Below are 14406 nucleotides of genomic sequence, written 5' to 3'. Positions count from 1 at the left end.
CAAAAGCGGCCGGACCACTCAGGTAAGAGGACAAGAATAATGCAACCTGATTTCTGGAATGACAAACGCGCGGCCGGGGTTCCCAACGAGATCGACCTCACGGCCTACAAGTCGGTGATCGAAGTCTTCGAGCGGTCCTGCAAGACCTTTGCCGATCGTCCGGCGTTCAGCAACATGGGGATCACCCTGACCTACGCCGAGCTGGATCGCCGCAGTGCAGCGTTCGCCGGTTACCTGCAATGGCACACCGACCTCAAGCCGGGTGACCGCATTGCGGTGCAGATGCCCAACGTCCTGCATTATCCGATTGCCGTGTTCGGCGCCCTGCGCGCGGGGCTGATCGTGGTCAACACCAACCCGCTGTACACCCCGCGGGAAATGCGTCACCAGTTCAAGGACGCCGGCATTCGGGCGCTGGTGTACCTGAACCTGTTTGGCTCGCGGGTAGAAGAAGTCAGTAAAGACACCGAGATCGAATACCTGATCGAAGCGAAGATGGGCGACTTCATGCCCGCCGCCAAGGGCTGGCTGATCAACACCGTGGTCGACAAGGTCAAGAAGATGGTCCCGGCGTACAACCTGCCGCAGGCCATTTCCTTCAAGCGCGCCCTGAGCATGGGTGCGGGCCAGGCGCTCAACCGCCACCCGGTGACCCTCGATGACATCGCGGTGCTGCAATACACCGGCGGCACCACCGGCCTGGCCAAGGGCGCCATGCTCACCCATGGCAACCTGGTGGCCAACATGCAGCAGGTGCGGGCGTGCATGTCGCAACTGGGCGACGACGGCCATCCGCTGATCAAGGAAGGGCAGGAGGTGATGGTCGCGCCGCTGCCGCTGTACCACATCTATGCCTTCACCGCGAATTGCATGTGCATGATGGTGTCGGGCAACCACAACGTGCTGATCACCAATCCCCGGGACATTGGCGGCTTTATCAAGGAGCTGAAAAAGTGGCGCTTTACCGGGCTGCTGGGGCTCAACACGCTGTTTGTGGCGTTGATGGACCACCCGGATTTCAAGACCCTGGATTTCTCCCACCTCAAGCTCACCAATTCCGGCGGCACTGCGCTGGTCAAGGCGACGGCCGAGCGCTGGCAGCAACTGACCGGCTGCGCGATTGGCGAAGGCTACGGCCTGACCGAAACCTCACCGGTGGCCAGCACCAACCCGTATGGCGGCAAATCGAAGCTGGGCACCGTGGGCATTCCGGTGCCGGGCACGGCGATGAAGGTCGTCGATGACAGCGGCGTGGAGTTGCCGCTGGGCGAGCGGGGCGAGCTGTGCATCAAGGGCCCGCAAGTGATGAAGGGCTACTGGCAGCAACCGGTGGCGACCGCCGAGACCCTGGACGCCGAAGGCTGGCTCAAGACTGGCGATATCGCCGTGATCGACCCGGACGGCTTTGTGCGCATCGTGGACCGCAAGAAGGATCTGATCATCGTCTCGGGCTTCAACGTGTACCCCAACGAGATCGAAGACGTGGTGATGGCACACCCGGCAGTGGCCAGTTGCGCGGTGATTGGCGTGCCCGACGAGCGCACCGGCGAGGCGGTGAAGCTGTTTGTGGTGGCTCGTGCCCAGGGCGTGAGCCTTGAAGAGCTGAAGACCTACTGCAAGGCCAACTTCACCGGCTACAAGGTGCCCAAGCACATTGTGTTGCGTGAGTCGTTGCCGATGACGCCGGTGGGCAAGATCCTGCGGCGCGAGCTTCGCGACATCGCCTGATTTGGAATAGGCTCAAAAATGTGGGAGCAGGCAAGCCAGCTCCCACATTGTTTTTTAGCCCTGTAGAGCCCATTCCAGAGCCTTTCCTCGGCTTGTAGAATCTTTGCTCTAAAAATGACTATTAGATATTCTTGAGTCATGTTTATGACCGTAGGGGCCTCTTTTGGCTCTAGGCGGCCCTTGGCAAAGCTGCTACTCTCGGCGCGCTTTGTGACCTCTTGGCTTGCTTTTAACCGCCAGACTCACCCAAAAACAAACAAATAATAATCGCATCAAATGCGATGAATGAATTCGCGTCGCTGAGGAGTGGGCTTCCATGATCGAAGACTTTTGGAAGGATAAGTACCCCGCCGGGATTGCTGCAGAAATCAATCCAGACGAGTATCCGAATATTCAGGCGGTACTGAAGCAGTCCTGCCAACGCTTCGCCAACAAACCGGCTTTCAGCAACCTGGGCAAGACAATCACCTACGGTGAACTGTACGAACTGTCCGGCGCCTTTGCCGCGTACCTGCAACAGCATACCGACTTGCAGCCCGGTGATCGAATCGCCGTGCAACTGCCCAACGTCCTGCAATACCCGGTCGCCGTGTTCGGCGCCATCCGTGCTGGCCTGATCGTGGTCAACACCAACCCGCTGTACACCGCGCGGGAAATGGAACACCAATTCAACGACTCCGGTGCCAAGGCCCTGGTCTGCCTGGCCAACATGGCGCACCTGGCTGAAAAAGTCGTGCCCAAGACCTCCGTCAAGCACGTGATCGTCACCGAAGTCGCCGACCTGTTGCCGCCGCTCAAGCGCCTGCTGATCAACAGCGTCATCAAGTACGTGAAGAAGATGGTCCCGGCTTATCACTTGCCCAAGGCGATCAAGTTCAACGACGTATTGGCCAAGGGCCACGGCCAGCCGATCAACGAAGTCAGCCCCGCCAGTGACGAAGTCGCCGTGTTGCAATACACCGGCGGCACCACCGGCGTGGCCAAGGGCGCGATGCTGACCCACCGCAACCTCGTCGCCAACATGCTGCAGTGCAAGGCGCTGATGGGCTCCAACCTCAATGAAGGCTGCGAGATCCTCATCACCCCGCTGCCGCTGTACCACATCTATGCCTTCACCTTTCATTGCATGGCGATGATGCTGATCGGCAACCACAACATCCTGATCAGCAACCCGCGCGACCTGTCGGCGATGGTCAAGGAACTGTCGAAGTGGAAGTTCAGCGGTTTTGTCGGCCTGAACACCCTGTTTGTTGCGCTGTGCAACAACGACGCCTTCCGCAAGCTGGATTTTTCGGCGCTGAAAGTCACCCTGTCCGGCGGCATGGCCCTGCAATTGGCGGCGGCCGAGCGTTGGAAAGCGGTCACCGGTTGTTCCATCTGCGAAGGTTACGGCATGACCGAGACCAGCCCGGTGGCCACCGTGAACCCGATCCAGCACATCCAGATCGGCACCATCGGCATTCCGGTGCCGTCGACCCTGTGCAAGGTCATCACCGATGACGGCGTGGAGCTGGCGCTGGGTGAAGTGGGCGAGCTGTGCGTCAAGGGCCCGCAAGTGATGAAGGGCTACTGGCAGCGCGAAGAAGCCACTGCCGAGATCCTCGACAGCGAAGGCTGGCTGAAGACCGGTGACATCGCGATCATCCAGCCGGATGGCTACATGCGCATTGTCGACCGCAAGAAGGACATGATTCTGGTCTCCGGTTTCAACGTGTACCCCAACGAGCTGGAAGACGTGCTGGCGGGCCTGCCAGGCGTGCTGCAATGCGCAGCCATTGGCGTGCCGGACGAGAAGTCCGGGGAACACATCAAGATCTTCATCGTGGTCAAGCCGGGTGCCACCCTGACCAAAGACCAGGTGATGGAGCACATGCGTGCCAACGTCACCGGCTACAAGGTGCCCAAGGCCGTGGAATTCCGCGACGCACTGCCGACCACCAACGTGGGCAAGATTTTGCGCCGTGAACTGCGGGATGAAGAACTGAAGAAGGCCGGTTTGAAGAAGTAACCGGTCTAAAACAAAAAGCCCCGCAGATGCGGGGCTTTTTATTGAACGCTGATCGCGCCACTTGAAATGCAATCCAAATGCGGGAGCTGGCTTGCCTGCGATAGCGGTGGGCCAGTCAAAGCAGTGTTAGCTGACCCACCGCTATAGCTCCCACAGGTTACAGCGCGAACTGCGCAAAGCTCACGCCAGCACCTGCCGGGCGTACATCCTTGAGGAACGAATCCTTGTCGGCACTCAGCTCCAGGGTGATCTCCGGCTTGCGCTTGCCGGCATTGCGCACCACCAGGCCTTCAAGCTTCTCGCGCAAAAACACGGTCGGCACTTTCAAGTGCAGCAACTGGTCGCTATCGGCGTTGTGCATCAACAAGTGAATCCACTCGTACTGGCCTACGGCAATCCGTCCCACCGGCAGGTCGAACCACCAGATGTTGCGTTTGCGGTCCAGGTCGGTGAAGTGGCAGTTGTTGACGCCGAGTACGGCACCGCCCAGTTCCTGGTTTCTGCGGGCAATGGCCTGTGCTTTATTGAGTTTCATAACCTTCCTACGGGATCTGTTATCCAGCGCTTGCGCCTGGATGTGCCCGGCATTCTCGTGGGTTGGCCGCAAAACATAAAGCCCAACCTGCTGCCGATGAGCAAATGCGCGATGAAATGCCCGCAAAAAATAATTGAAACTCTCTGGAAAGGCCAAGGGTCAACGATTACGTAGTGACCAAAATCCTTGATTGTTCCCAGGAGAAATACCATGAGTAGCACATCGGATAAGGCAAAAGGTTTGGCGAACGAAGCCGTCGGCAACATCAAGCAAGGTGTTGGCAAAGTCACCGGCAACGACAAGTTGCGGGCTGAAGGCGTGGTTCAGGAAAAGAAAGGCGAAGTGCAAAAAGCAGTCGGCGACACCAAGGACGCGGTAAAGAAAGCGGTCAAATAGTCCCGACCTGGCTGCGTGCATTCCAGCAGCCCGACGGCCATCCACGGATGGCCGTTTTTGTGTCACCTGCAGTGATTAAAGTTTGGAAATTGTTTCAAGGTCGCCAAATGGGCTACCTTGATGTAGAAAACGGCCCCTGAGTCGCCCACGAACTCAACCTTTTTGCGGCGAAAGGAGACGCTATGATTTTTCCAGTATTACAAGGCTTGCCCTTGCACAAAGTGCTGGTGCGCACCGTCACAGAGTTCCTCGATGACGAAATGCCTACGTACGCCTCGGCACTGGCCTACCAGATGCTGTTCTCGTTGTTTCCCTTCCTGCTGTTCCTGATTGCCCTGATCGGTTTCCTGCACCTGCCGGACTTCTTCACCTGGCTGCGCATGCAGTCGGAACTGGTGTTGCCGCCCCAGGCCCTGGAGCAGGTCAACCCGGTAATCGACCAGTTGCAGCAATCCAAAGGCGGCCTGTTGTCGGTGGGTATCGTGATTGCGCTGTACACCGCCTCGGCGGGTGTGCGTCTGATGATGAGCGCGATGAACGCCGCCTACGACGTGGTGGAAGGCCGGCCGATCTGGAAACGTTTCCCGCTGTCGATTTTCTACACCGTTGGCATCGCCGGCATGTTGTTGGCCGCCGCCGCGTTGATGGTGCTCGGGCCGCAGGTGATGGAATGGCTGGCGGGGCAGATCGGCATGCAGGAATTCGTGGTCACGCTGTGGACCATCCTGCGTTGGCCACTGATCGTGATCCTGCTGATGTTCGCCGTGGCCTTGATGTACTACTTGATGCCTGACGTGAAGCAGAAATTTCGCTTTATCACCCCGGGTTCGGTCCTGGCGGTGGTGGTGTGGATCATCGCTTCCCTGGGTTTTGGCTACTACGTCAAAACCTTTGCCGACTACAACGCCATGTATGGCAGTATCGGCGCGATCATTGTGTTGCTGCTGTACTTCTACATTTCCGCCGCCGTGCTGTTGCTGGGGGCGGAGATGAACGCGGTGATCGAACACATGTCGGCCGAAGGCAAGGACCCTGGTGAAAAGGACTTTGGCGAGCACGACGACAAACAACATGTCTCAGGCCTTGGCCGGGACCACTCACTCAAGCCCACTACCGACGAAGTCTGATCGATGATCCGTGAAATCCTGAAAATGGGCGATGAGCGCCTGCTGCGTATTGCCCCGCCGGTTCCGCCGGAGATGTTCGACAGCCCCGAGTTGTGGCAGTTGATTGATGACATGTTCCAGACCATGGAACACGTCGGCGGCGTCGGCCTGGCCGCGCCGCAGATTGGAGTGGACCTGCAACTGGTGATCTTCGGTTTCGAGAGCAGCGAACGCTACCCGGACGCGCCCGCCGTGCCCCAGACCATCCTGATCAACCCGCTGATCACGCCCCTCAGCCCGGTACTGGAAGAGGGCTATGAAGGTTGCCTGTCGGTGCCTGGTTTGCGCGGGGCGGTGGACCGTTATCAGCAGATTCGCTACGAAGGGTTTGACCCCAAGGGCGAGCCGATTGTGCGGATTGCCGAAGGCTTCCACGCGCGGGTGGTACAGCACGAATGCGATCACCTGATCGGCCGGCTGTACCCGTCGCGGATTACCGATTTCAGCAAGTTCGGGTTTATCGAAGTGATGTTCCCGGACATGGATCCGACGGCAGACGAATAACCGGCGATCCCTGTGGCGAGGGAGCTTGCTGTGGCGAGGGAGCTTGCTGTGGCGAGGAGCAAGCTCCCTCGCCACAGCAAGCTCCCTCGCCACAGAATGTGTGGTTTATTTAGCCGGTTTTACAAACCGCAACGTCATCCGGTCCGACTCACCAATCGCCACATACTTCGCCTTGTCCTTCTCCCCCAACGTCAACGCCGGCGGCAAGGTCCAGACCCCGTCCGGATAGTCCTTGGTGTCTTTCGGGTTGGCATTCACCTCGCTCTGCCCCTCAAGCTTGAACCCCGCGTCGGTCGCCAGTTTCACCACATAGGCGGTGGTCAGGTAACCGCTGTGCTTGATGTCTTCCAGCGACGCCCCGTCCTTGGCCCGGTGATCCACCACACCCAGCACGCCGCCCGGTTTCAACACCTTGAAGAATGCGCCGAACATCGCCGGCGCCGTATCCGCCATCACCCAGTTATGCACGTTGCGAAAGGTCAGCACCGTGTCCGCCGAGCCAGGCTTGCCCAGCACCGGTGCCTTGGGGTCGAACTCGGCGAAGCCGGCCTTTGAGTAATGCACCGGGTCTGCGGCGAATTTCTTTTTCAGGTTTTCTTCTGAGGTACGCGCATAAGCACTGCTGCTTGGCGCCTGCACCGCAGCGATGTAATGGCCGTTGTCCTTGAGCAGCGGCGCCAGCACTTCGCTGTACCAGCCGCCACCCGGGGTGATTTCGATCAGGGTCTGGTTGGACCGCAGGCCAAAGAATTCGAGGGTCTGTTGCGGGTGACGATACACATCCCGTGCGCTGTTGGCCGGTACCCGCCAACTGCCGGCGAGCACGGTTGCATACTGCTCGGCGGAAACCGGGGCTTCGGCTGCCTGGCTCAAGGCCGGGGCGAGGAGGGCTGCAAGGGATAAAGCTGCAAGGGTCGCTTTCATGATCATCCTGGTAATGGGCCGCTAGTGCAGCCGAGGCTAGCATGGTGCCCAAGACCGCTGATCACACTTTATTGAAGGTCGACCTCACCAACGGTTCTAAGCCCATGGCGATCATGGGCTTGTTGCGTTTGTAGCGCACCAGGCGTTCGGAAAGGGACTGCGGCAGCAACGTGTCCTGGGTAAAACCGAGACGCTGGTAAAAGCTTTCCAGCTCCGGATGGCACAGCAGCCACACCGTCCCGTCGACGCGGGTGACCGATGCCCGAATCAGCCGCGCCGCCAGCCCCTGGCTACGCAGCGCCGGGTCCACAAACAGCCCGGTCAGCCATTGCCCGCCCACCACCGGCGTCAGGCACAGGCCCGCGACAATCTCGCTGCCCTTGGCCACCCACAACTGGCCGCCCTTGAGGGCTTTCATCGGTGAGTGGTGGCTGCGGTAAAACTTGTTCAGCAGCGGCCACAAAGGCTCTGCCAGTCGATCGATGTGCAACTCGGGCATGGTTTTCAAACACACAGGTTCCGGGGCTGCGGATTATAAGTCGGGCAAAGCGCCTTCTGTTGGGCAATAGGTGTTATACCCAGTGTTACATCCCCTGTAAGTGGAGCACGCATCATGGCCAAAGGTCTGAATTCCAAGAAAGCTGACAAGAAGAAACCGGCAAAGACCGCCGATGAAAAACGCGCCGACAAAAAGGCCAAGAAAACCGACAGCAATCTGTTCGGTCATTAAGTTCTAAGCTAAGCACCAAACGATCTGCAAGATTTTCCCGCCTCATTGCACAGAGCAGGATGAAGCCGACTTTTTCGTCGGCCACGCCTGCCCTGAGCTGCCGATGTCCAACTACCTTGATGAAACCCAGCGCCGGGAAATCGAAGCCCTGGCGAAGTCCTTTACCGCCCGCACCGAGTGGCCGACCTGGCTGCTGCTGATGGGCGTGTACGCCGGCTGGTTTGCCGTGATCCTTGGCAGCCATTGGCTCGGCCTGTGGCTGAGTACCGCGCTGCTGATCCCGCTCGTGGCGTTGTGGATGTCCCTGCAACACGAACTCCTGCACGGCCATCCCACCCGTTTCACGGCCCTGAACAAAGTCCTCGGCTACGCCCCTTTTGCCGTCTGGTATCCCTACACCCTGTACCGCAACTGCCACCTTGTGCACCACAACGATGAGGACCTGACGGTGCCCGGCGTCGATCCGGAAAGCCGCTACCTGAATCAGCGGCAATGGGACGCCAGTTCACTGTTCGAGCGCACCCTGCATTGGCTGACCAAAACCGTCCTCGGGCGCTTCCTGCTGGGTTCGCCCCTGGCGCTGTGGAAGCTGGCGCGCAACGAGTTCAGGCGCCTGCGCCAGGGCCAGCGCCAGGCATGGTTGATGTGGCTGAGCCATGGCACCGTGACCGTGCTGATGCTGACCTTCATCGCCCACTGCAGCGCACTGCCCGTGTGGCACTACGTGGTGCTGGTCAGCGTGCCGGCCTTGTCGGTGGCGGCGATCCGTTCCTACTATGAGCATCGCCCGCACCCGCAACCGGAACAGCGCACGGTGCTTAACGAAGCCGCCTGGCCGTGGACCTGGCTGTTCCTCAACAACAATCTGCACCTGGTGCACCACGATTTGCCGAAGCTGCCGTGGTACCTGCTTCCCACTGTCTACCGCGCGCGCCGCGAACAATGGGTGGCGCGCAGCGGCGGGTTCCTGGTGCAGGGTTACGGCCAGTTGATCGGCCGTCACGGGCTCAAGGCCATCGACAGCCCACGGCACCCCTTTGCTTGAGAGACAACCATGAGTGATCGCTACGCCGAATTGCAGATGTACGTGGCCCCGCAGCCCGTACAACAGGCCAACGAGCGTTGGCTGTCGCGCATCCTGGAGCACCTGGGCGCGACTCGCCGCAACGCTGACCACCTCGACTTGCGCAGCCTGTGGCGCGCCCCCGAATTGCTGCTGACGCAAACCTGCGGCTACCCGCTGATGACCGAGTTGCGCGGGCAAGTCCAGGTGATCGGCCGCCCGCGCTACGAGCTGGCCCACAGCAGCGGCGGCGTCCATTGCAGCCTGCTGCTGACCCGCGACGACAACCCACGCGTTGCCTTGGCCGACTTTTATGACAGTCGCGGCGTGATCAACGGCCATGACTCCAACAGCGGCATGAACCTGCTGCGCGAACGCCTGGCGCCGTTGCAGCAGGGCGGTCGGTTCTTTGCCGACGTCGGCATCAGTGGCGCCCATCGCGAAAGCCTGCGCTGGCTGCGGGAAGACCGGGCGGACCTGGCCGCCATCGACAGCGTGACCTTCGACTACCTTGCACGCTTTGCGCCGGATGAAGTGGCCGGGCTGCGAATCGTCAGCCGCAGTGCGCCGAGCCCGACGTTGCCTTACATCAGCGCGTTGGGCGCCAGTGAAGCCCTGCGTGAAGCCATGAACCTGGCCTTGCAGGATCTGCCCGAGGTGGTGCAAACCCTCGGCGTACACCAAGTGCTGCCCGCCACTGAAGCCGATTACCAGGTGCTGCTGGATTACCGACAACAGGCCGAAGCCCTGGGTTATCCAAAGCTCCAATGATCGTTCCCACGCTGAGCGTGGGAACGATCTGTTACGTAGAGGATAGGAACTATAGGTTATATAAAAATACCTTTTAAATATTATTAAAGAATAAGCAGCCTTGCTAGGATCGCTCCACCGGAACACCGGACATAACGCGCAACCTACTCAGATGGAGCCACTATGTCCGGCGCCGACACTTCTCACAGCGACTACGTGGGCGGATTATTCCGCAGTCATTACGACTGGCTGTGCAGCCGTTTGCACCGTCATCTCGATTCCCGTGCCCACGCCGAAGACATCGCCGCCGACACCTTCGTCCAGCTTTTGAGTTCCCCGGGCGTGGCGCCGATTCGCCAGCCTCGCGCCTTGCTCACCACCATCGCCCAGCGCCTGATGTACCAGCTGTGGCGCCGCCGTGACCTGGAGCGCGCCTACCTCGACGCCCTCGACCAGGACGAAACCTCGCCCGCGCCATCCCCTGAGGACCTGGCGCAAATGCTCGAAGCCCTGCAGGCCATCGACGAGTTGCTCGACGGCTTGCCGGCCAAGGTCAAGGCGACCTTTCTGCTGTCGCAACTCAATGGCCTGACCTACCCGGAAATCGCGGCGGAGCTGGGCATCTCCCAACGCTCGGTCAGCGACTACATGACCCGCGCCGTCAATCGCTGCCTGCGGCTGTGCCTGGAATGACCGACGAACTGATCGACAGCGCCACCCGCTGGGTGGTGTTGCTGCGCTCCGGCGAGGCGAGTGCCGCCGACTGGCAGCGCTACCACCAATGGCGCGCCGAAGACCCACGCCACGAAGCGTTGTGCCAACAACTGGAAACCCGCCTCGGCGTGTTTCAAATTCCGCAGGCCCAAGGCGTCAGCGGCAAGGTATTGCAGCAGGCACTGGACGCGCCCTCCAGCCGCCGCACCGTGTTGCGCGGCGCCCTGGTCGGCGCTGGCCTGATGCTGGGCGCCGGTTGGCTGGCCCGGCCGGTGGTGGAGGATTTGACCGCCGACATTCGCACCGGCACCGGCGAACGGCGCACCGTGGAATTGGCCGATGGCAGCGAGTTACTGCTCAACGCCCGCAGTGCCGCCGACATCCAGTTCGACCCGCAACGCCGCGTGGTGCGCCTGCGCGACGGCGAGCTGCTGGCGAAGATTGCCAAGGACAGCAACCGACCGTTTTTCATCCAGACCGACCAGGCCCGGCTGCGAGCCTATGGCAACCGCCTGTTGCTGCGCGAGCGTGAAGGGCAGGGCCACGTGGTGGCGCTCAATGGCGCGCTGGAGATCGACGGCCAGAACGGCGAGCGCCTGCAACTGGAGGCCGGGCACGAGGTCACTTACGACCGCTTCGGCTTCGGCCCGGTGCTGGCCAGTTCTTCAGGGGCGACCGCGTGGGTCGACGGCTTCCTGCAAGTGCGCGACCGCCCGTTGGTGGAGGTGATCGATGCCCTGCGGCCGTACCACAACGGTGTACTGCGCCTTGATCCGTCCGCGGCAGGTTTGCGGGTCAGCGGCCTGTACCGCCTAGACAATCCCGACCAGATTCTCGACACCCTGGCCCGCACGCTGCCGATCCATATCACCCGCCGGACCGGCTTGTGGGTGACAGTCAGTGCCACATAAAAACGGTTCGCCTCGGGCAATGTGGGCGCTGGCTTGCCTGCGATGCAGACACCTCGGTGCCGCAGTTGCACCGAGTCGATCCCATCGCAGCCTCGCTGAAGCTCGACAGCTCCCACATTTGATCGAGTCGCGTCCAAAGGTCGGTTCTAACGACATAACCAAACGATCTGCAAGTTTTGCCCCGGCCATCCCACATCACTCCCGTAAGCGCTGCGGGGAGCAGCGCTCAGGAGTTTCCTTGGGGGGAGCCAACATGAGCCCATTCAACCGTACACCGCTTCGAACCTTTGCCCTGGTGCCGCTGGCCAGTCTGTTCCTGTCCTTCGCAGCCAGCGCCGAAGACGCGCGGCAGGTCTACCACATCGCGCCCGGCCCGCTGGATGAGGTGCTGCTGAACATCAGCCGCCAGAGCGGCCAGGTGATTTCGTTCACGCCGCAGTTGGGTAACTATTCCTCGGCCCGTGTCGACGGTTCGCTGTCAGCGCAACAGGCGGTAGACGCCGCGCTCAAGGGCACCGGCCTGCAAGTCCAGGTCAGCCCGGACGGTGCATTCATCATCAAGGAAGGCGCCAAAGCGCTGCCTGCCAGCAACAGCATCAAGGCGCAAACCGCCGAAGCCCAGGCGCCGACCCTCGACCGCGTGGTCGCCATCGGCACCCGTCGCAGCGACGCCACGGCCCTCACCAGCAGCGCCCCGGTGGATGTGATCAATGCCGAAGAACTCAAGCAAACCGGCGCCACCAGCCTTAACCAGGCGCTGTTCCAACTGCTGCCTTCATTCAACTTTCCACAGAACAACAGTGCGACCCGCGGGCAAGACCCCAAAGGCGCCTCCCTGCGCGGCCTGTCGCCTGACCAGACCCTGGTGCTGATCAACGGCAAGCGCCGGCACACCTCGGCGGTGGTGAATATTTCCGGCGGCGTGCCGTTCATTGGCGCGCAGCCGGTGGACCTGGACATGATCCCCATCAGCGCCATCGATCATGTCGAAGTGCTGCGCGATGGTGCCTCGGCGCAGTACGGGTCTGACGCGGTGGCCGGTGTGGTCAACATCGTGCTCAAGGAGCGGGACAGCGGTGGCGGCATCAACACCCAACTGGGCAAATACGCCCAGGGCGACGGCTTCAGCAAAACCACCGACGGCTGGTACGGCATCGGCTTGCCGGGGGACGGTTTCCTGACCCTGAGCTTCAACACCCTGAACAACAAACCCGATGACATCGGCGACAAATACGTCGCCGACGGCCAGGTACAAGACCCGCGCTGGGGCGGTGCCGGGCGCGACAAATACAACCTGGCGGCCAACGCCGAAATCGGCCTGAACGACCAGTGGCGCCTCTACAGTTTCGCCACGTTCGGCCAGGACACTTCGGTGAACAACACGCCGCCACTATTGGCCAGCAGCCCGAACAACGTTGCAGGGATCTACCCCAACGGCACCATTCCGAAATACCGCTATCGCTATGAGGACGGCGCAATCACCGTCGGCACCCGCTACGAAGACGAGAGCATCGGCCGCTTCGATTTGAGCGCCACCTATGGCCGCGACGAACACGATGAACTGGCCTTCAACACCGTCAACCCGAGCTATGGCCTGAACAGCCCGACCAAGTTCAACGTCGCCACCCTGGTCAACGACCAGACCAACATCACCCTGGATTACGCCAAGGATCTGGACGTCGACTGGTCGAGCCATCCGCTCACCGTGTCGGCGGGCGTGGCCTACCGGCATGAACAATATCGGCTGGAGGCGGGCGACTACGACTCCTACTCCTATGGCGGCATCGATGGTGTGCAGGTGGGGGCGGTGCAGGCTTCGGGCCTGACGCCGGACGACGCCGGCACCTTCAAGCGTGACGTGGGCGGCGTGTACTTCGGCCTGGAAAACCAGGTGACCGACAAGCTCCAGGTCGGTATTGCCGGGCGTACCGAGCACTACTCGGACTTCGGGTCGGCCACCACCGGCAAGCTCTCGGCGCGCTACGACTTCTCCCCGAAAGTCGGCCTGCGGGCCACGGTCAACAACGCCTACCACGCCCCCAGCCTGGGCCAAATCGGCACCTCCTGGACCACCACCACCAACCTCGACGCCAACGGCAACCCGGTGCTGACCCGCATGCTGCCGGCCGACAACCCGGCCGCCCGTGCCCTGGGCGCCCAGCCGCTGAAGCCCGAGAAGTCCACCAACTACTCCCTGGGCCTGGTGCTGCGCCCAACCGAGCAGGCCTCGCTGACCATCGATGCCTATCAGATTTCGATTCGTGACCGCCTGCTGTTCAGCGGCGGCATTTCCGGGCCGCTGGCCGAGCAGATCCTCAAGGATGCCGGCTACGGCCAGTACTCCTGGGCGCAGTTCATGACCAACGCCGCCGACACCCGCACCCGTGGCGTCGACATCGTGGGCAAGTACAACCTGGACCTTGAGCAGTTCGGCAACCTGAACCTGTCGGCGGGCTACACCAAGGCCCGTACCACCATCGAAAAAGTCCACGAAAACCCCAACGGCTTTGAAGTGCTGACCCGCGAATCCCGAGGCTTCCTGGAGCACGGTTACCCGGAAGACAAGCTGGTGTTTGGCGCGGTCCACAAACTCAACCAATGGACCATCGCCCTCAACGAAACCCGTTACGGCAAGTACCGCAAATATGCGTCCAGCGAAGCCAACGCCCAATACGACCAGACCTTCAGCGCGCAATGGACCACCGACCTGGACGTGAACTACGCCTTTACCAAACAACTGCGGGTGTCGGTGGGCGTCAACAACCTGTTCGACAGCAAGCCTGACGACTACAACACCCGTTTGCGCCAGACCCCGGGCCAGCAATACAGCTACCTGTCGCCGACGGCGCCGGAAGGGGCGTTTTACTACACGCGGCTCAGTTATGACTTTTAACCGACACCAAACTTAGGTGGATAAGTTTTTTTGTGGTGAGCGGGCTTGCCCCGCGCCGGGCTGCGAAGCAGCCCTAAAACCGGC

The 14406-nt window shown here is 61.0% G+C and carries 13 protein-coding genes; 10 read left to right on the top strand and 3 right to left on the bottom strand.

Annotated elements, in window-relative coordinates; genetic code table 11:
- Positions 1–39: 39 nt before the first annotated feature.
- Together fadD2 and fadD1 are read left to right on the top strand one after the other, a co-directional pair.
- On the top strand, positions 40–1728 hold the full coding sequence (gene fadD2, locus JFV30_RS21685) for a long-chain-fatty-acid--CoA ligase FadD2 (RefSeq protein ID WP_010169853.1): 1689 nt from the start codon (positions 40–42) through the stop codon (positions 1726–1728).
- A gap of 316 nt (positions 1729–2044) precedes the next feature.
- Positions 2045–3736 (top strand): long-chain-fatty-acid--CoA ligase FadD1, encoded by a 1692-nt coding sequence (fadD1, locus tag JFV30_RS21680; RefSeq protein WP_010169852.1) that lies wholly within the window; start codon positions 2045–2047, stop codon positions 3734–3736.
- Between the two features lie 157 nt (positions 3737–3893).
- On the opposite strand, the gene JFV30_RS21675 is transcribed toward fadD1, so the two are convergent.
- Complete coding sequence (locus JFV30_RS21675; RefSeq protein WP_201125160.1) at positions 3894–4271, bottom strand: hypothetical protein; 378 nt, start codon at positions 4269–4271, stop codon at positions 3894–3896.
- 210 nt (positions 4272–4481) lie between these two features.
- On the opposite strand from JFV30_RS21675, the gene JFV30_RS21670 reads away from it, so the two are divergent.
- The 3 genes from JFV30_RS21670 to def all read left to right on the top strand — a co-directional run bounded on the left by JFV30_RS21670 (position 4482) and on the right by def (position 6337).
- Positions 4482–4667 (top strand): CsbD family protein, encoded by a 186-nt coding sequence (locus tag JFV30_RS21670; protein WP_003213044.1) that lies wholly within the window; start codon positions 4482–4484, stop codon positions 4665–4667.
- A gap of 182 nt (positions 4668–4849) precedes the next feature.
- Positions 4850–5794: a YihY/virulence factor BrkB family protein gene (locus JFV30_RS21665; protein WP_010169851.1), complete on the top strand. Its 945-nt coding sequence runs from the start codon at positions 4850–4852 to the stop codon at positions 5792–5794.
- 3 nt (positions 5795–5797) lie between these two features.
- Complete coding sequence (def, locus tag JFV30_RS21660; protein WP_003213049.1) at positions 5798–6337, top strand: peptide deformylase; 540 nt, start codon at positions 5798–5800, stop codon at positions 6335–6337.
- A gap of 105 nt (positions 6338–6442) precedes the next feature.
- Here def and JFV30_RS21655 read toward each other — a convergent pair whose 3' ends face one another.
- Both JFV30_RS21655 and JFV30_RS21650 read right to left on the bottom strand, forming a co-directional pair.
- The gene (locus JFV30_RS21655; RefSeq protein WP_201125159.1) at positions 6443–7261 is read right to left on the bottom strand and encodes a class I SAM-dependent methyltransferase; all 819 of its coding nucleotides are present in this window, start codon (positions 7259–7261) and stop codon (positions 6443–6445) included.
- Between the two features lie 61 nt (positions 7262–7322).
- Positions 7323–7760: a GNAT family N-acetyltransferase gene (locus tag JFV30_RS21650; protein WP_201126231.1), complete on the bottom strand. Its 438-nt coding sequence runs from the start codon at positions 7758–7760 to the stop codon at positions 7323–7325.
- Between the two features lie 334 nt (positions 7761–8094).
- On the opposite strand from JFV30_RS21650, the gene JFV30_RS21645 reads away from it, so the two are divergent.
- The 5 genes from JFV30_RS21645 to JFV30_RS21625 all read left to right on the top strand — a co-directional run bounded on the left by JFV30_RS21645 (position 8095) and on the right by JFV30_RS21625 (position 14322).
- Entirely contained in the window at positions 8095–9036 is a 942-nt protein-coding gene (locus tag JFV30_RS21645) for a fatty acid desaturase (RefSeq protein WP_201125157.1), read from the top strand.
- A 9-nt stretch (positions 9037–9045) separates the two neighbouring features.
- A complete protein-coding gene (locus tag JFV30_RS21640) occupies positions 9046–9825 on the top strand; it encodes a phosphate/phosphite/phosphonate ABC transporter substrate-binding protein (RefSeq protein WP_201125156.1) in 780 nt (259 codons plus the stop codon).
- A 162-nt stretch (positions 9826–9987) separates the two neighbouring features.
- On the top strand, positions 9988–10497 hold the full coding sequence (locus tag JFV30_RS21635; RefSeq protein WP_010169846.1) for a sigma-70 family RNA polymerase sigma factor: 510 nt from the start codon (positions 9988–9990) through the stop codon (positions 10495–10497).
- Positions 10494–11429: a FecR domain-containing protein gene (locus JFV30_RS21630; protein WP_201125155.1), complete on the top strand. Its 936-nt coding sequence runs from the start codon at positions 10494–10496 to the stop codon at positions 11427–11429. Before JFV30_RS21635 ends, JFV30_RS21630 begins: the two co-directional genes overlap by 4 nt.
- Before the next feature lie 253 nt (positions 11430–11682).
- Positions 11683–14322, top strand: coding sequence for a TonB-dependent receptor (locus JFV30_RS21625; protein WP_201125154.1), 2640 nt, complete (start codon positions 11683–11685; stop codon positions 14320–14322).
- Positions 14323–14406 lie beyond the last annotated feature (84 nt).

Source organism: Pseudomonas sp. TH32, from assembly GCF_016650855.1.
Lineage (GTDB): Bacteria > Pseudomonadota > Gammaproteobacteria > Pseudomonadales > Pseudomonadaceae > Aquipseudomonas.
Note: the sequence above shows the minus strand (reverse complement) of the source record. Positions and strands in the feature narration are given on the sequence as shown.